This is a genomic window from Streptomyces deserti (assembly GCF_054782695.1).
This window is the reverse complement of record NZ_BAAGRZ010000004.1, coordinates 77,048-94,470: the sequence shown is the minus strand read 5'-3', so window position 1 is coordinate 94,470 and position 17,423 is coordinate 77,048. Positions and strand designations below refer to the sequence as shown.

General features: G+C 71.5%; 13 protein-coding genes and 3 pseudogenes. 12 read left to right on the top strand and 4 right to left on the bottom strand.

Features of this window, described 5'->3' with window-relative positions:
- Nucleotides 1-79: 79 nt before the first annotated feature.
- Complete coding sequence (locus tag ACYVMZ_RS10615) at nucleotides 80-625, bottom strand: hypothetical protein (RefSeq protein ID WP_461078011.1); 546 nt, start codon at nucleotides 623-625, stop codon at nucleotides 80-82.
- Nucleotides 626-922: 297 nt separating this feature from the next.
- Between ACYVMZ_RS10615 and fmt the strand changes: the two genes are divergently transcribed.
- Nucleotides 923-1,855, top strand: a complete 933-nt coding sequence (fmt, locus tag ACYVMZ_RS10610) for a methionyl-tRNA formyltransferase (protein WP_461078009.1) — start codon at nucleotides 923-925, stop codon at nucleotides 1,853-1,855.
- 76 nt (nucleotides 1,856-1,931) lie between these two features.
- Nucleotides 1,932-3,350, top strand: a complete 1,419-nt coding sequence (locus ACYVMZ_RS10605; RefSeq protein ID WP_461078007.1) for an RsmB/NOP family class I SAM-dependent RNA methyltransferase — start codon at nucleotides 1,932-1,934, stop codon at nucleotides 3,348-3,350.
- On the opposite strand, the pseudogene ACYVMZ_RS10600 reads toward ACYVMZ_RS10605, so the two are convergent.
- Nucleotides 3,331-5,476, bottom strand: a pseudogene (locus tag ACYVMZ_RS10600) (MMPL family transporter). The gene ACYVMZ_RS10605 and the pseudogene ACYVMZ_RS10600 overlap by 20 nt on opposite strands.
- 161 nt (nucleotides 5,477-5,637) lie before the next feature.
- Here ACYVMZ_RS10600 and rpe point away from each other — a divergent pair.
- The 10 genes and pseudogenes from rpe (at nucleotide 5,638) to ACYVMZ_RS10550 (ending at nucleotide 15,666) form a co-directional block, all read left to right on the top strand.
- Nucleotides 5,638-6,324 carry a ribulose-phosphate 3-epimerase gene (rpe, locus tag ACYVMZ_RS10595; RefSeq protein WP_461078005.1) on the top strand — a complete coding sequence of 229 codons (687 nt, stop codon included), beginning with the start codon at nucleotides 5,638-5,640 and terminating at the stop codon, nucleotides 6,322-6,324.
- Between the two features lie 78 nt (nucleotides 6,325-6,402).
- Nucleotides 6,403-7,446, top strand: a complete 1,044-nt coding sequence (locus ACYVMZ_RS10590) for a sugar-binding transcriptional regulator (RefSeq protein ID WP_461078003.1) — start codon at nucleotides 6,403-6,405, stop codon at nucleotides 7,444-7,446.
- 3 nt (nucleotides 7,447-7,449) lie between these two features.
- Nucleotides 7,450-7,824 (top strand): barstar family protein, encoded by a 375-nt coding sequence (locus ACYVMZ_RS10585; RefSeq protein ID WP_461078001.1) that lies wholly within the window; start codon nucleotides 7,450-7,452, stop codon nucleotides 7,822-7,824.
- Between the two features lie 108 nt (nucleotides 7,825-7,932).
- Entirely contained in the window at nucleotides 7,933-9,375 is a 1,443-nt protein-coding gene (locus ACYVMZ_RS10580; RefSeq protein ID WP_461077999.1) for a GuaB1 family IMP dehydrogenase-related protein, read from the top strand.
- Nucleotides 9,376-9,675: 300 nt separating this feature from the next.
- Nucleotides 9,676-11,142, top strand: coding sequence for an amino acid permease (locus tag ACYVMZ_RS10575; protein ID WP_461077997.1), 1,467 nt, complete (start codon nucleotides 9,676-9,678; stop codon nucleotides 11,140-11,142).
- A 10-nt stretch (nucleotides 11,143-11,152) separates the two neighbouring features.
- On the top strand, nucleotides 11,153-11,605 hold the full coding sequence (locus ACYVMZ_RS10570; protein WP_461077995.1) for an Lrp/AsnC family transcriptional regulator: 453 nt from the start codon (nucleotides 11,153-11,155) through the stop codon (nucleotides 11,603-11,605).
- Between the two features lie 135 nt (nucleotides 11,606-11,740).
- A pseudogene (locus tag ACYVMZ_RS10565) lies at nucleotides 11,741-12,160 on the top strand (MFS transporter); the annotation flags it as partial.
- Nucleotides 12,139-12,825, top strand: a pseudogene (locus ACYVMZ_RS10560) (transposase); the annotation flags it as partial. The pseudogenes ACYVMZ_RS10565 and ACYVMZ_RS10560, both read left to right, overlap by 22 nt.
- A 308-nt stretch (nucleotides 12,826-13,133) precedes the next feature.
- A complete protein-coding gene (locus ACYVMZ_RS10555) occupies nucleotides 13,134-13,922 on the top strand; it encodes a carbon-nitrogen hydrolase family protein (RefSeq protein ID WP_461077993.1) in 789 nt (262 codons plus the stop codon).
- Between the two features lie 46 nt (nucleotides 13,923-13,968).
- Complete coding sequence (locus tag ACYVMZ_RS10550; protein WP_461077991.1) at nucleotides 13,969-15,666, top strand: flavin monoamine oxidase family protein; 1,698 nt, start codon at nucleotides 13,969-13,971, stop codon at nucleotides 15,664-15,666.
- Here ACYVMZ_RS10550 and ACYVMZ_RS10545 read toward each other — a convergent pair.
- On the bottom strand, nucleotides 15,663-16,592 hold the full coding sequence (locus ACYVMZ_RS10545; RefSeq protein ID WP_461077989.1) for an LLM class F420-dependent oxidoreductase: 930 nt from the start codon (nucleotides 16,590-16,592) through the stop codon (nucleotides 15,663-15,665). The two genes, ACYVMZ_RS10550 and ACYVMZ_RS10545, sit on opposite strands and share 4 nt — an antisense overlap.
- An 89-nt stretch (nucleotides 16,593-16,681) precedes the next feature.
- A complete protein-coding gene (locus ACYVMZ_RS10540; RefSeq protein WP_461077987.1) occupies nucleotides 16,682-17,401 on the bottom strand; it encodes a DUF5995 family protein in 720 nt (239 codons plus the stop codon).
- Nucleotides 17,402-17,423 lie beyond the last annotated feature (22 nt).

The following is a 17,423-nucleotide window of genomic DNA, read 5'->3' as shown; positions in this document are numbered from 1 at the left end:
CTGGCATCGGGGTGCATGCCGCTGCCCTCCCGGATGCGCACCAGGAGGGCAGGGGGAACGTGCCGTCGGACAGCAGATGTCAGCCGTTGCGCGGGCCGGGGAAGGCCGTCGGCCTCGCCTCGTCGCGCAGGGCCGGGCTGCCCGCCGTCGGCTGGGTCGGCATGGAACGGGCCGCGGGGACCGTCGGCACCACGGGGATGCCGGTGCCCACGTTGACCGTGCGGGTGCCCGACGGCTCCGGCGTGCGTTCGGCCTCGGGGGCGGCCGTCCGGGCGGCGCCGCGGCGGGCACCGTAACGGCGGTGGACCGCCTGCTTGGTGACTCCGAGTGCGGAGCCCACCGCGTCCCACGAGAAGCCCAGTGAGCGGTCGAAGTCCACGGCGGCCGTGACCAGGGTCTCGACACTGTCCCGCAGTTCCTGGGCGAGACGGACCGTCGGGGCGGGGGCGCGTCCGTAGACGACGAAGCCCGTGGAGGGGCCGGAGCGGCGCGGGCGGTAGACGTTGCCCAACTGGGCGGTGAGCGTGCGCAGTGCGTCCACCTGCCGGCGGACCCGCTCGATGTCCCGCACCAGCAAGTGCAGGCTGGCCCGAGCCTGGGCGTCGTGGGTTGCGTGGTCGGCCATGAACAAGCCTCTCGAACCGGCGTTGAAAGGAATGGGCCGCCTGGTGCGGCCCGCTGTGGTCAACTCTTTCTTGACCAACGCGGATTCGCTCCGCGGGTCACGGTGTGGGGGCGTGGGGTCATATTTGTGCGCTCCTGCGCGAGGGGTGTGCGCCTCGGCCTTCGGCCCCGGATGGTTTCCCACCAGCGCACCACCCACGCTGTGGGGCTTGCTCGCCCTTGGCGGCTCTCCGCCTCGGGCCGCCATAGACTTGGGCGTTGCCCGCAACCACCCCGCCCGAGAGGCCCGAACCACCCCATGAAGCTCGTCTTCGCCGGTACCCCCGAGGTCGCCGTTCCCGCTCTGGACGCTCTTCTCGCCTCCGGGCGGCACGAGGTGGCCGCCGTCGTCACACGGCCCGACGCGCCGGCCGGGCGGGGGCGCAGGCTGGTCGCGTCTCCGGTGGCCGAGCGGGCCGAGGAGGCCGGGATCGAGGTGCTGAAGCCCGTGAAGCCGAAGGATCCGGCGTTCCTGGAGCGGCTGCGGGAGATCGCCCCGGACTGCTGCCCCGTCGTCGCCTACGGCGCCCTGCTGCCCAGGGCCGCCCTCGACATCCCCACGCACGGCTGGGTCAACCTGCACTTCTCGCTGCTGCCCGCCTGGCGCGGGGCCGCGCCCGTGCAGCACGCCATCATGGCGGGCGACGAGATCACCGGTGCCTCCACCTTCCTGATCGAGGAAGGGCTCGACTCCGGGCCCGTGTACGGGACCGTGACGGAGGAGATCCGGCCCACCGACACCAGCGGCGACCTGCTGACCCGGCTCGCCTTCGCCGGCGCCGGGCTGCTCGCGGCGACCATGGACGGGATCGAGGACGGGACGCTGAAGGCCGTACCGCAGCCGGCCGAGGGCGTCAGCCTCGCGCCCAAGGTCACCGTCGAGGACGCCCACGTCGACTGGAACGCCCCTGCGCTGCGCGTCGACCGGGTGGTGCGGGGATGCACCCCGGCCCCGGGCGCCTGGACGACCTTCCGCGGCGAGCGGCTCAAGCTCATCCAGGTCGTGCCCGTGCCCGAGCGGACGGATCTCGCCCCCGGGCAGCTGTCCGCCGGCAAGAACAACGTGTACGTCGGCACCGGCTCGTACGCCGTCGAGCTGCTCTGGGTGCAGGCGCAGGGCAAGAAGCCGATGAAGGCGGCGGACTGGGCGCGCGGGGTGCGGATCGCCGAGGGCGAGCGGCTCGGCGCCTGACACCGGGCGGTCGGGCCTCGCCCCGACGACGTAGGCTTGAGGGCGCACTTCACCTCACCACCGGAGCACCTTTTTCGTGAGCGACCAGCCCCGTCGGCCCCGCAAGCCCTACCGTCGGCCCAAGAAGGACCCGGTCCGCATCCTCGCCTTCGAGGCGCTGCGTGCCGTGGACGAGCGGGACGCGTACGCCAACCTCGTCCTGCCGCCGCTGCTGCGCAAGGCGCGGGAGAAGGAGGGCCCGGAGAAGTTCGACGCCCGGGACGCGGCGCTCGCGACGGAGCTGGTGTACGGGACGCTGCGGTGGCAGGGGACGTACGACGCGATCATCGCCGCCTGTGTCGACCGGCCGCTGCGGGAGGTCGACCCGCCGGTGCTGGACGTGCTGAGCCTCGGCGCGCATCAGCTGCTCAGTACGCGGATCCCCTCGCATGCCGCCGTGTCCGCCACCGTCGAACTCGCCCGGGTCGTGCTCGGTGACGGGCGGGCCAAGTTCGTCAACGCCGTGCTGCGGAAGGTCGCGCAGGACGATCTCGACGGGTGGCTGGAGCGGGTGGCGCCGCCGTACGACGAGGACCCGGAGGAGCACCTCGCGGTCGTGCACTCGCACCCCCGCTGGGTCGTCTCCGCGCTGTGGGACTCGCTCGGTGGCGGGCGGGCCGGGATCGAGGAGCTGCTGCGGGCCGACAACGAGCGGCCCGAGGTGACCCTGGTCGCCCGGCCCGGGCGGGCCACGACCGAGGAACTGCTCGGCGAGGACGCCGCCATGCCGGGGCGCTGGTCGCCGTACGCCGTGCGACTGACCGAGGGCGGTGAGCCGGGCGCCGTCACGGCCGTACGGGAAGGGCGTGCGGGGGTGCAGGACGAGGGCAGCCAGCTTGTCGCGCTGGCCCTCGCCAACGCGCCGCTGGAGGGGCCCGACGGGCGCTGGCTGGACGGGTGCGCCGGGCCGGGGGGCAAGGCCGCGCTGCTCGGTGCTCTCGCGGCGCAGCGGGGCGCCCTCCTCGTCGCCTCCGAGAAGCAGACCCACCGGGCCGGGCTCGTCGCCCAGGCGCTGGCGGGGAACCCCGGGCCGTACCAGGTCATCGCCGCCGACGGGACGCGGCCGGCCTGGCGGCCCGGCAGTTTCGACCGGGTGCTGGTCGACGTGCCGTGCACCGGGCTCGGGGCGCTGCGTCGGCGGCCCGAGGCGCGCTGGCGGCGCCGGCCCGAGGACCTGGACGGCTTCGCCCCGCTGCAGCGCGGGCTGCTGCGTACGGCGCTCGAGTCGGTGCGGGTCGGCGGGGTCGTCGGCTACGCGACCTGCTCGCCGCACCTCGCCGAGACCCGGGCCGTGGTCGCCGACGTGCTCAAGCAGTTCCCGGACGCCGACCTCCTCGACGCCCGGCCGCTGCTGCCCGGCGTACCGGACCTGGGCGAGGGGCCCGACGTACAGCTGTGGCCGCATCTGCACGGGACCGATGCCATGTATCTGGCGCTCATCCGGCGGACCGGCTGACCCCTGACCCGACCGTGTCGGGGATCGTCGCACCGCCGTCCTCCCGGGCCAGCCGGTGCGGCCACCACACCTTCGGGCCGACGTCCAGGAACAGGGACGTCACCAGCACCGACCGCACGATGAACGTGTCCAGGAGCACGCCGAGGGCGACCGCGAAGCCGATCTCGGCGAAGGCCACCATCGGGAACGTGCCGAGGGCGGCGAACGTGCCCGCCAGGACCAGGCCGGCGGAGGTGATGACCGCGCCGGTCGCGGCGAGCCCCGTGATCACCCCGGGCGGGTGCCCTGGCGGCGGGCCTCCTCGTGGATGCGGGTGGTGAGGAAGATGTTGTAGTCGATGCCGAGCGCCACCAGGAACACGAAGACGAAGAGGGGGAAGTCCGTCGACTCGCCCGCGTAGTCGAAGACGTGCCGGAAGGCGAGCGCGCTGAGGCCGAGGGCCGCCGTGAACGACAGGATCACCGTGCCGATCAGCAGCAGCGGGGCGATCAGGGCGCGCAGCAGGACGCAGAGGATCAGCAGGACGACGGCCAGCACCAGCGGGATGATCAGCACGTTGTCGTGCGTGGTCGCCTCGTCCATGTCCAGCAGGGCCGCCGTACCGCCGCCCACCTTGGCGTCGGCGTCCGGCACCGCGTGCACCGCGTCCCGGACCCGCTCCACGGTCTGCTGCGCGGCCTCGCTGTCGGACGGGGCGGTCAGGGTCGCCTCGAACAGCACCCTGCCCTCGAAGGACGGTTTCGCGCCCGGTGGCAGTCCCAGCGACTCGGGGACCACGCCCGGTGTGCCGGCGACCGCGCGGCCCACCTGGTCGGCCTGCGCCTGGTTGCTGAGGATCACGAGCGGATCGCCGCTGCCCGCCGGGAAGTAGCGTGCGGAGACCTCCTGCCCGGTGATCGAGTCCGGCTTCCCGGTGAACGCGTCCGCGTTGCTGATGCCCTCGGCGCGCAACTGGAGCAGGCCGAGCGAACAGACGGCCAGGACCACGGCCGTGACACCCCAGATCATGCGCGGGCGGCGGGCGATCCGGCGGCCCATACGGGCCCAGACGCCCCGCTCGGTGGGGTCCGGGGCGCCGTAGTGCGGGATCACCCGGCCAGAAGATCCACCGGCCGAAGACCACCAGCAGGGCGGGGAACAGGGTCAGCATCGCCAGCAGGGCGACCGCGACGCCGATCGCGGCGACCGGGCCGAGGCCGCGCGTGGAGTTCATCTCGGCGGCCAGCAGCACCAGCATGCTCAGCACGACCGTCGCCCCGGAGGCGAGCACCGCCGGGCCCGCGCGGCGCAGCGCCAGCGCCATCGCCTCGTGCCGGTCCTCGTGACGGCACAGCTCCTCGCGGTAGCGGGCGACCAGGAGCAGGGCGTAGTCCGTGCCCGCGCCGAAGACCAGCACCGTGAGGATGCCGGCGCTCTGGCCGTTGACCGTCAGGCCCGCGTGCTCGGCCAGCAGGTAGATCAGGGCCTGGGACGTGAACAGCGCGCAGATCACCGCCAGCAGCGGGACCAGCAGCAGGGTCGGGCTGCGGTAGGTGAGCAGCAGCATCACGATGACGACGGCCATCGCCGACAGCAGCAGCGTCGAGTCGATGCCCTCTAAGGCCTCCGCGAAGTCCGCGGACGTGCCGCCCGGGCCGGTGATGTGCACGGCCAGACCGCCGCCGTCGCCGACATCGTCCCGGATGGCGTCGACCGCGGGCGCGATCCGCTCCCACCCCTTCTCGTCCATCGTGATCGGTACGAAGACCTGTGCCGCGCGCGGATCGGCCTGCCGGTCGAAGACCGGGCCCCGCGTCTCGGCACCCCGAATGCCGTGGTCGCGCAGCTGCTCGAGCTCCTGGACGTCCTCGGTGATCCGTGCCCTGTCCTGGACCGTCAGAACGCTGTCCCGGGCGTAGACGACGATCGCGGGGATCTGCTCCGGCCGGAAGTCCTCCGAGATGTCGAGGACTTGGGTGGACTCCGCCGATCCCGGCAGCCAGGAGGCCGCGTCGTTGTCCTGCGCGTCGGCCAGTTTCTGCGCGAACGGCGCCGTCAGAAACAGCACCACCAGCCACAGCGCGAAGCACCAGCCACTTCGCACGCCGCCCACAGACCAGGTGCGCGACGCCCCGCTTCTCGGTCATGGCCACCCCCACGCCAGCGCCCCACAAGGAGCCCGGCGCGTCACATCATGCGGCTCCGCCGCGTGGGCGCGACCAGCCACAGACGGCCCGCGGCCGGCGAACCACCCTGACCACCCGGGACCGGTGCCCGCAACCACCGGAGGGCATGGCACGCTTAGGTCATGGCCGCGCAGATCAACCCCAGCATCCTGTCCGCCGACTTCGCCCGCCTCGCGGACGAGGCGAAGGCCGTGGAAGGAGCCGACTGGCTCCACGTCGACGTCATGGACAACCATTTCGTCCCCAACCTCACGCTCGGCGTGCCGGTCGTAGAGTCGCTCGCCCGTGCGACGGACACCCCGCTGGACTGCCATCTGATGATCGAGGCCCCCGATCGGTGGGCGCCGCAGTACGTGGAAGCGGGGGCCGGTTCCGTCACCTTCCATGTGGAGGCGGCGGCCGCACCGGTCCGGCTCGCCCGGGAGATCCGGGCCAAGGGCGCCCGCGCCTCCATGGCGCTGAAGCCGGCGACGCCCATCGAGCCGTACGAGGACCTGCTTCCCGAGCTCGACATGCTGCTGATCATGACGGTGGAGCCGGGCTTCGGGGGGCAGGCCTTCCTCGACATCATGCTCCCCAAGATCCGCCGGACCCGCGAGTTGATCAGCAAGCACGGTCTTCAGCTGTGGCTCCAGGTCGACGGCGGGGTCTCGGCCTCCACCATCGAGCAGTGCGCCGACGCGGGCGCCGATGTCTTCGTGGCCGGTTCGGCCGTGTACGGGGCATCGGACCCGGCCGAGGCGGTACGTGCACTACGCACCCAGGCCGAGGCGGCGACCGCGAAGGCGTCGTGGGCGTGCGACCACTGAGCGTCAGGAACGTGAACGGCTCCCATCAGGGCTGATCAACCGCGCCGGATCTGCAAGGATGAACGGCGAATCCAGAGTGTGAACAGTAGTGAGGAGATCGCCGTGTCGGGTATGTCGGCGGGCCGGTCAGCCATGCGGATGGGACCCGCTGAGCTGGTCCAGGCGGCGGCCATGGCCCGCCGCTTCTACCTCGAGGGCAAGTCCAAGATCCAGATCGCCGAGGAGTTCGGCGTCAGCCGCTTCAAGGTGGCCCGGGTCCTGGAGACCGCCCTCGAACGGGACCTCGTACGCATCGAGATCCGTGTGCCGGCCGAACTGGACGCCGAGCGCTCCGACGCGCTCCGCGCCCGCTACGGCCTCAGGCACGCCGTCGTGGTCGAGTCCCCGGCCGAGGCCCAGGAGACGCCCGACCCCGAGAACCTGGGAGAGGTGGCCGCCGACCTGCTCGGCGAGCTGGTCAACGAAGGGGATGTGCTGGGCCTGGCCTGGGGCCGCTCCACCATCCACATGGCGGCGGCCCTGGACAAGCTGCCGCCGTGCACGGTGGTGCAGCTGACGGGCGTGTACGACGCCGGCACCGCCGAGCGCGGCTCGGTGGAGGCCGTCCGGCGCGCCGCCCAGGTGTCGGGCGGGGACGCGCACCCCATCTACGCGCCGATGCTGCTGCCGGACGCGGCCACCGCGCAGGCGCTGCGCCACCAGACGGGCATCGCCCGGGCCTTCGAGTACTTCGACAAGGTCACGGTCGCGTGCGTCTCCATCGGCTCCTGGGAGCCCGGCATCTCGACGGTGCACGACATGCTCACCGAGGAGGAGCGCGCGCACTACGCCTCCCTCGGGGTCGCCGCCGAGATGTCCGCGCACCTCTTCGACGCCGAGGGCCGCCGGGTCGGCCGGGACCTGGGGGAGCGGTGCATCACCGTCAAGGCCGACCAGCTCCGCCGTATCCCGGAGGTCGTGGCGATCGCGGGCGGGCAGCGCAAGGGACCCGCCATCGACGCGGTGCTGCGGTCCGGGCTCGTCACCAGCCTGGTGACGGACACATCGGCCGCCGACTACCTGATGACGGCCGGGCCGACGCCGCGCCCCGCCCTCAACCGGGCCGACCCGGACGGGGTCTGACGGATGGTCAGGGAAGCGTACGGGGTGGCCGACGACCCGGCGGGCCGGATCGTGGTCACCCTGGACCTCGGCGGGGTCACGGACAAGGCGGGCCTCATGGACCGCTGCGCCCGCGCCCTGGACCTGCCCGAGTGGTTCGGCCGCAACTGGGACGCCCTCGCCGACTGCCTGGCCGACCCCTCCCTCTGGCCCGAGGGCGCCGTGGAGCGGGGGCTGCTGGTCGTCGTCCGGGGCTGGCGGGCGTACGCACAGACGCGGCCCGACGAGTGGCAGGTCGCGGAGGAGGTGTTCGCCGAGGCGACGGACCGCGGCCCGGGCCTCTTCGTCGCCCTCGGCCCTGGAGGATCCTCCGAACAGGCCCCTGACCAGCCTGGATGATCTGCTGGGGGACGTCCGCACATCCGGCATGGGACAATGAAGTACGTGCTCTTTCCCCCTGGCTGACCTGTCCGGGGGCCACCTTTGATCGACTGGGATGTGCAGCACGTGCGTTTCCTCAATGACATCCAGCCCGCGTACGACCTGACGTACGACGACGTCTTCATGGTGCCGAGCCGCTCCGCGGTCGGATCGCGTCAGGGCGTGGACCTCAGCTCCCCGGACGGCACGGGCACCACCATTCCGCTCGTCGTCGCCAACATGACCGCCATCGCCGGGCGGCGCATGGCCGAGACGGTGGCCCGGCGCGGCGGCCTCGTGGTCATACCGCAGGACATCCCGATCGATGTCGTCACCGACGTCATCTCCTGGGTGAAGAGCCGCCACCTGGTGCTCGACACGCCGATCATCCTGGCCCCCCACCAGACCGTCGCCGACGCGCTCTCCCTGCTGCCCAAGCGCGCGCACAACGCCGGTGTCGTCGTCGACGAGAACCACAAGCCGATCGGCGTGGTCACCGACTCCGACCTGTCCGGCGTGGACCGCTTCACGCAGCTCGCCGAGGTCATGTCCCGGGACCTGCTGCTCATCGACGCGGACCTGGACCCGCGCGAAGCCTTCAACGCCCTCGACCACGCCAACCGGCGCTACGCCCCCGCCGTCACCGAGGACGGCCGCCTCGCCGGCATCCTCACCCGCAAGGGCGCCCTGCGCGCCACGCTGTACCAGCCCGCCACCGACGCGCAGGGCCGGCTGCGCATCGCCGCCGCCGTCGGCATCAACGGCGATGTCGCGGGCAAGGCGCAGCAGTTGCTGGAGGCCGGGATCGACACGCTCGTCATCGACACCGCGCACGGCCACCAGGAGTCGATGATCAGCGCCCTGAAGCTGGTCCGCGACCTCGACCCGCAGGTGCCGATCGTCGCGGGCAACGTCGTCGCCGCCGCCGGTGTGCGCGACCTGATCGAGGCGGGCGCGGACATCGTCAAGGTCGGTGTCGGCCCCGGCGCGATGTGCACGACCCGCATGATGACCGGCGTCGGCCGGCCGCAGTTCTCCGCCGTCCTGGAGTGCGCCGCCGAGGCGAAGAAGTACGGCAAGCACGTGTGGGCCGACGGCGGTGTCCGCCACCCGCGTGACGTGGCCATGGCCCTGGCGGCCGGTGCGTCCAACGTGATGATCGGCTCGTGGTTCGCGGGCACGTACGAGTCGCCGGGCGACCTTCAGCACGACGCCCAAGGCCGCCCGTACAAGGAGTCCTTCGGCATGGCGTCCGCGCGTGCCGTGCGCAACCGCACCTCGGAGGAGTCGGCCTACGACCGGGCCCGCAAGGGGCTGTTCGAGGAGGGCATCTCCACCTCCCGCATGTTCCTCGACCCGGCCCGCCCGGGCGTCGAGGACCTGATCGACTCGATCATCGCGGGTGTCCGCTCCTCCTGCACCTACGCCGGTGCCGCCTCCCTGGAGGAGTTCGCCGAGAAGGCCATCGTCGGCATCCAGAGCGCCGCCGGTTACGCGGAGGGCAAGCCGCTGCACGCCAGCTGGAACTGACGGACCTCGCCCACGTGCGGCCCCCGGTGAAAACCGGGGGCCGCTTTCGTGCGCGTGCCCTCCGGGCAGGCCCCTGTGCAACGGTCGAAACCCCTCGCGCAACGAACACCCGCCGCGGCGCGAGGAACGCAACGATCTTGCCCGGACGCGCAAGGTTGCTGCATTACAGCGGCAACGCTCCTCCTCGTAAGGTTCTGCGCTGTACGTGGCGTGGCGGGGACCCCGCTCGGTGGGTCCCGGCTTCCGCCGGGTCGCCGCCGGTCCCCGCCCGCCGACCGGCAGCGACGAAGGAGTCAGCGCGTGCTCGACCAAGGCGCACCCCCGCACAGCAACAGTCCGACCGCCCCGCCGTCCCCGGGGGTCGGTGCGCGCCTCATGCGTCGCAAGCCCGTGGAACGCCTGGTCGCGGAGGGCGGCCAGGGCGAGGGCGGGTCTCTGCGGCGCTCCCTCGGGCTGTGGCAGCTCACCATGATCAGCATCGGTGCCACGCTGGGCACCGGCATCTTCGTGGTGCTCGGCGACGCCGTTCCCGAGGCCGGCCCCGCGGTCACCCTGGCCTTTGTGATCGCCGGTCTCACGGCCCTGTTCTCGGCCCTGTCGTACGCCGAGCTGGCGGGCAGCATCCCGGTCGCCGGCTCCTCGTACTCGTATGCGTACGCAACGATGGGCGAGCTCGTCGCCTGGGTCTGCGGCTGGTGCCTGGTGCTGGAGTACGGCGTGTCGGTGGCCGCCGTCGCCGTCGGCTGGGGCGAGTACCTCAACGAGCTGCTGGACGGCACGATCGGGGTCACCATCCCGGCCGCGCTGTCCTCGGCGCCCGGTGAGGGCGGCATCGTCAACCTGCCCGCCCTGATCGTCGTCCTGCTGGCGATGGTGTTCCTGCTGGGCGGCGTGCGGGAGTCGGCCCGGGCCAACACCGTCATGGTCGCGGTCAAGGTCGCCGCACTGGTGCTGTTCTGCGCGGTCGGCTTCATGGGCTTCAAGTCCGGCAACTACGCCGACTTCATGCCGCTCGGCATGGCCGGGGTCAGCGCCGCCGGGGCCACGCTGTTCTTCTCGTACATCGGCTTCGACGCCGCCTCCACCGCCGGTGAGGAGGCGACGAACCCCAAGAAGGACCTGCCGCGGGCGATCATGCTGTCGCTGATCATCGTCACCGCGCTGTACGTGCTCGTCGCGGGCGTCGCCGTCGGCGCCTGGCACTGGACCAAGTTCGAGGGCTCCGACGCCTCCCTCGCCGCGATCATGAACGATGTCAGCGGCCAGACGTTCTGGGGCACCCTGCTCGCGCTCGGCGCGGTCATCTCCATCGCGAGCGTGGTGCTCACCGTGCTCTACGGCCAGACCCGCATCCTGTTCGCGATGTCCCGCGACGGCCTGGTGCCCAAGGCGCTCGGCAAGGTCCACCCGAAGACCGGCGCCCCCCGCCTCAACACGGTGATCGTCTCCCTGTTCTGCGGCGTGCTCGCCGCCCTCATCCCGCTCGGCAAGCTCGTCGACGCCACCAGCATCGGCACGCTGTTCGCCTTCGCCCTGGTCAACATCGCGGTCGTCATCCTGCGCTACAGGCGGCCGGAGCTGGAGCGCACGTTCAAGGTGCCGTTCGGCCCGGTGCTGCCGGTCCTCGGCTTCCTGTTCTGCGCCTACAACATGTTCAGCCTCGACACCGTGACCTGGGTGGTCTTCGGGTTCTGGATGGCAGCCGGTCTCGTGTTCTACTTCCTCTACGGCTATCGCCGTTCCCAACTGGCACCATCTGAGAAGTGATCGACCCACCGTGCTGAACGATCTCGACGAACGCATCGTGCACGCCCTCGCCGAGGACGCCCGCCGCTCCTACGCGGACATCGGCCAGCTCGTCGGCCTGTCCGCGCCCGCCGTGAAACGGCGCGTGGACCGGCTGCGCGCCACCGGAGCCATCACCGGCTTCACCGTCCGGGTCGACCCCGCGGCGCTCGGCTGGGAGACCGAGGGGTTCGTCGAGATCTACTGCCGGCGCAACACCTCGCCGGAGACCATCCAGCGAGGTCTGGAGCGCTACCAGGAGGTCGTGGCCGCGTCCACCGTCACCGGGGACGCGGACGCGATCGCCCAGGTCTTCGCCTCCGACATGCGGCACTTCGAACGGGTCCTGGAGCGGATCGCGGGGGAGCCGTTCGTGGAGCGGACCAAGTCCGTGCTCGTGCTGTCGCCGCTGCTGCGGCGCTTCTCGTCGGGGTCGCCCACATAATCGCGGGCCTGGTCCGCCTTTCCGGTCTAGCATCGGTGTCATGACCTGGCGACATTGATCCCGCAGCCGTGCCGCCCGAGGGCCGCCTCGGACGCCGTACATCCGGTGTCCGATTCGTCCCTGCGGGAAGGCCTCATGACTCTCTCACCCCCGCGTGCGCCCGCTGTCGGTGTCCGACGGCTGACGGCCACGCTGTACGGCTACGCGTTCCTCCACGACCTCGTCCTGCTCTACCCGGTGTACGCGCTGCTGTTCGCCGACACCGGACTGCCGGTCTGGCAGATCTCCTCGCTCTTCGCCCTGTGGTCGCTGACCAGCCTGGTGGTGGAGGTCCCCTCCGGCGCCTGGGCCGACGCCGTCTCCCGGCGGTTGCTGCTGTGCCTCGGCCCGCTCCTCAGCGCCGCCGCCTTCGCCCTGTGGGTGCTGGCCCCGTCGTACGAGGCGTTCGCCCTCGGCTTCGTCCTGTGGGGCGTCGGGGAGGCCCTCGGTTCCGGCGCGCTGGAGGCGCTCGTCTACGACGAACTCGACCGGCTCGGTGCCGCCGGCCGGTACGCATGCTGACCGGCTACCAGACCCCGGCCGCCATCCGCCGCGCGGGCGCCAAAAGGATCGAGACCTGGCTGAAGAACCGCAAGGTCCGCGGCGCCGCCGCGCTGGCCAAGACAGCGGTGGAGGCCGCGCAGGCCCAGCACACCGCGCTGCCCGGCGAGAAGCTGGCTGCCACCATGGTGGCCCGCCTCGCGAAGGGGGTGATGGCCCTCGATGAGGAGATCGCCGAGCTCGACGCCCTGATCGAGGCCAAGTTTCGCGAGCATCCGCACGCCGAGGTGATCCGCAGCCTGCCCGGCATGGGCACGAAACTCGGTGCCGAGTTCATCGCCGCGACCGGTGGCGACATGGACGCCTTCGGCAGTGCCGACCGCCTGGCCGGCTTCGCCGGCCTGGCCCCCAGGCCCCGCGACTCCGGCCGCGTCAGCGGCAACCTGCGCAGACCCAGGCGCTACCACCGCGGGCTGCTGCGGAGCATGTACCTGTCGGCGATGGTCAGTACCACGGTCTGTCCCGCCTCCAAGGCGTACTACCAGCGAAAGCGAAGCGAGGGGAAGGGACACAAGCAGGCCCTGCTTGCTCTCGCCCGCCGCAGGCTCAACGTGCTGTGGGCAATGATCCGTGACGGACAGTGCTACCAAGGTTCACCTCCCGTCACGACAGCGGCTTGACACCACGATTGGGAAGTCCTTTCCGCAGGTGAATCGGACGGTCACCACTGTTGCGGCGCCATGCCCGCGCCACATCGCACCGGAGGCGGGAACCCGCCTCCGCCGTGCGGCGGGGACACCGCCTCCGACCCGCGCTCCAGCGAGGAGCCGAGGTACGACGCAGGGTGTGCAACGAATCGCCGCCGGGCCCCCGGCGCACGCAATGATCCGCTCACCGGCGCGCAACGGCTGCTTCTTGTCCGGCCGAGCCCGCCGACCGTACCGTCTATCTGGCCCCCGAAACCCCTGCGTACCGGTGAGGAACACGCATGCGCACCGCACTGCTCCAGAGCTCCGGCCGACCCGGCTCGATCGCCGAGAACCTGAAGGTCCTCGACGAGGCCGCGGGCCGGGCCGCCGCCGCGGGCGCCGGGCTGCTCGTCGCGCCCGAGATGTTCCTGACCGGGTACGCGATCGGCGACGGCATCGCCCGGCTCGCCGAGCCCGCGGACGGCGACTCGGCCGACGCGATCGCCGAGACCGCCACCCGGCACGGGCTCGCGATCGCCTACGGCTACCCGGAGCGCGCCGGGGAGACGGTGTACAACTCCGCCCAGCTGATCTCCGCCGACGGCACCCGTCTCGCGAACTACCGCAAGACCCACCTCTTCGGCTGCTTCGAGCGGGACCACTTCACGCCGGGAGAGCAGCCGGTGGTGCAGGCGGAGTTGGACGGCCTCCGGATCGGGCTCATGATCTGCTACGACGTCGAGTTCCCGGAGAACGTCCGCGCCCACGCCCTGGCCGGCACCGACCTGCTGCTGGTGCCGACCGCGCAGATGCACCCGTTCCAGTTCGTCGCCGAGTCCCTTGTGCCCGTGCGGGCCTTCGAGAACCAGATGTACGTGGCGTACGTCAACCGGGTCGGCCAGGAGGGCGAGTTCGAGTTCGTGGGGCTGTCCACCCTCGCCGGGCCGGACGGCATCGCCCGCACCCGGGCCGGCCGCGCCGAGGAACTCGTCCTCGCCGACGTCGACCCCGCCTTCCTCGCCGCCTCCCGCGAGGCCAACCCGTATCTGAAGGACCGGCGTCCCGGTCTGTACGGGTCCCTCATCTGAACCTCCCAGCCTCCCCTCAGCTTTTCGTGCAAGGAGTCCGTACCCCATGACGTCCACGGTGCCCAACGCCGTCGAGCACGCAGACGAGCAGCAGCCGCCGATCACCATGTTCGGCCCGGACTTCCCGTACGCGTACGACGACTTCCTCGCCCACCCGGCGGGACTCGGCCAGATACCCGCGACCGAGCACGGCACCGAGGTCGCGATCATCGGTGGCGGTCTGTCCGGCATCGTCGCCGCGTACGAGCTGATGAAGATGGGCCTCAAGCCGGTCGTGTACGAGGCCGACCAGATCGGCGGCCGGCTGCGGACGGTGGGCTTCGAGGGCTGCGACCCGTCGCTGACCGCCGAGATGGGCGCCATGCGCTTCCCGCCGTCCTCCACGGCGCTCCAGCACTACATCGACCTGGTCGGGCTGGAGACCAGGCCGTTCCCCAACCCCCTTGCGGAGGCGACGCCTTCGACGGTCGTCGATCTCAAGGGCGAGAGCCACTACGCCGAGACGATCGACGACCTGCCCCAGGTGTACCGGGACGTCGCCGACGCCTGGAACAAGTGCCTCGAAGAGGGCGCCGACTTCTCCGACATGAACCGCGCCATGCGCGAGCGGGACGTCAAGCGCATCCGGGAGATCTGGTCGAAGCTCGTCGAGAAGCTCGACAACCAGACCTTCTACGGCTTCCTGTGCGACTCCGAGCCCTTCAAGTCCTTCCGGCACCGCGAGATCTTCGGCCAGGTCGGCTTCGGCACCGGAGGCTGGGACACCGACTTCCCGAACTCCATCCTGGAGATCCTGCGCGTCGTTTACACCGAGGCCGACGACCACCACCGCGGCATCGTCGGCGGCTCCCAGCAACTGCCGCTCAGGCTCTGGGAGCGCGAGCCGGAGAAGATCGTGCACTGGCCGTACGGGACCTCCCTGAAGTCCCTGCACGTGAACGGCGAGCCCCGCCCGGCCGTGACCCGGCTGCACCGCACCGCGGGCAACCGGATCACCGTGACGGACGCGAACGGCGACATCCGCACCTACCAGGCGGCCGTCTTCACCGCCCAGTCCTGGATGCTGCTGTCGAAGATCGACTGCGACGACTCGCTGTTCCCGATCGACCACTGGACCGCGATCGAGCGCACCCACTACATGGAGAGCTCCAAGCTCTTCGTGCCCGTCGACCGGCCGTTCTGGCTGGACAAGGACGAGGAGACCGGCCGGGACGTCATGTCGATGACGCTGACGGACCGCATGACCCGCGGTACCTACCTGCTCGACAACGGCCCCGACAAGCCCGCCGTGATCTGCCTGTCCTACACCTGGTGCGACGACAGCCTGAAGTGGCTGCCGCTGTCCGCGAACGAGCGGATGGAGGTCATGCTGAAGTCGCTCGGCGAGATCTATCCCAAGGTCGACATCCGCAAGCACATCATCGGCAACCCGGTGACCGTCTCGTGGGAGAACGAGCCCTACTTCATGGGCGCGTTCAAGGCCAACCTGCCGGGCCACTACCGCTACCAGCGGCGCCTGTTCACGCACTTCATGCAGGACCGGCTGCCCGAGGACAAGCGGGGCATCTTCCTCGCCGGCGACGACATCTCCTGGACGGCGGGCTGGGCCGAGGGCGCCGTCCAGACCGCGCTGAACGCGGTCTGGGGCGTCATGCACCACTTCGGCGGGGAGACCGACCCGGCGAACCCGGGCCCCGGTGACGTCTACGACGAGATCGCGCCCGTCGAGCTGCCGGAGGACTAGACCCCTGCCGCCCGCGCCTTCTCGTACACCTGCGCGGCGACGTCCTTGAGCTCCTGGGCGTCCCGCACGGTGCCCTGCAGGTCCAGGAGGATCTCCTCCAGGCCGATCTCGGCGTGCGCGACCAGGTCCTCGACGATCTGGTCGACACTGCCCTGGAAGGGGCGGCGGTCGGAGCCGTCGTACGTGCCGGCCGTGTACTCCGGGTTCACGCGCAGGACCGTCTGGATCGGCTCGGTGCGTCCGCGTTCGGCCGCCAGGTCCTGCAGCTGACGCCACTGCGCGGCGACCGTCTCCGCGCCCATGCCCACCGGCATCCAGCCGTCGGCGTGGTCGACGAGGCGGCGCTGCGCCTTCGGGCTGCTCGCGGCCAGCAGGATGGGGATCGGCCGGGCGGGCTTCGGGCCGACCACGGCCGAGGCGATCTTCGTGAGGCGGCCGTCGTACCGGACCGGGTCCGGGCCCCACACCGCCCGGCACACCTCGATCAGCTCGTCCAGCACCTGGCCGCGCTCCTCGAACGGCCGTACCGACGCGGCCGCGTACTCGTCGAGGGACCAGCCGGTGCCGAACCCGGCGACGACCCGGCCGCCGCTCGCCGCGTCCAGGGTGGCGAGGGCCTTGGCGAGCTGGAACGGCACATGCAGCGGTGCCACCAGCACGCTGGTGCCCAGCCGGGCCCGCTCGGTGGCCGCGGCGGCCAGGGTGAGGGTGACCAGGGGGTCGGCCACGCCCCGGTAGGCGTCCGGCCAGGGGAGTCCCTCGATGCCGTACAGGCCCTGGGTGGCGGGCTCGGGGAACAGAGCGCGTTCGTACACCCACAGGCTCTCGTAGCCGGTCTCCTCGGCGGCCCGCGCCACATCGGGCACATCCCGCCCGAGGTCGTACTGCCGGTTCTGCGGGAGGCTGAGTCCGAGCCGTGTCGCCATGCCCTGTGCTCCTTTGCAAGAGATGCGGTCCCGCCGAACGTACAACGTTCACGCGGGAGTTCAGGAGAGGACCGGCCCGGCAGAGCCGATCAGTGGCCGGATCGGTCCGGTAGTGGCGTGAGCAGCATGCGTCCCGCGAAGCCCACCGCCGTGTCCAGGCGCTGGGTGAACTCCTCGGCCACGTCCGGCAGCCGGCGCAGCGCCCACAGCGCGCGGGCCGCCGTCCAGGTGGCGTCCCGGGCGCGCTCCAGGCTCCACGCGCCGAGCAGATGGGTGAGTGGGTCGGCGATCTGGAGGAGGTCGGGGCCCGGCATCAGCTCTTCGCGGATGCGCTCCTCCAGCGAGACGAGGAGATCGCCCACCCGGTCGAACTCGTCCTCCAGGTCGGCGGGTTCGCAGCCGAGCGTACGACAGGTGTCCACGACGGCGAGCGCGAGATCGTGCCCGATGTGCGCATTGATGCCGGCCAGCGCGAACTGCAACGGCCGTACTCCGGGATGCCGGCGGAACTGGAACAGCGGCCGCCAGCAGGCCGGCGGGTGCCGCTCGTCGGACGCCGCCTCGACGGCGGCCAGGTAGCGCTCCGCGAACCGCACGTCCAGCGTGATCGCGGCCCGCGCGTCCGCGAACCGACCGGCGTCGATGCACCGGTCCACCGCCTCGGTGACGGCGAGGTAGACGCGGTTGAACACCGCCACCCCGTCCCGGGCGGGCAGGGCCGCGTCCAGGGCGCGCATACGGGAGATGACGGCGTCGACGGGAGTGCTGACGTGATCGACCGCGGTGCTGATTTGTTCGCATTGCGCCATGAGGGCAGAGTCGCAGCTTTAG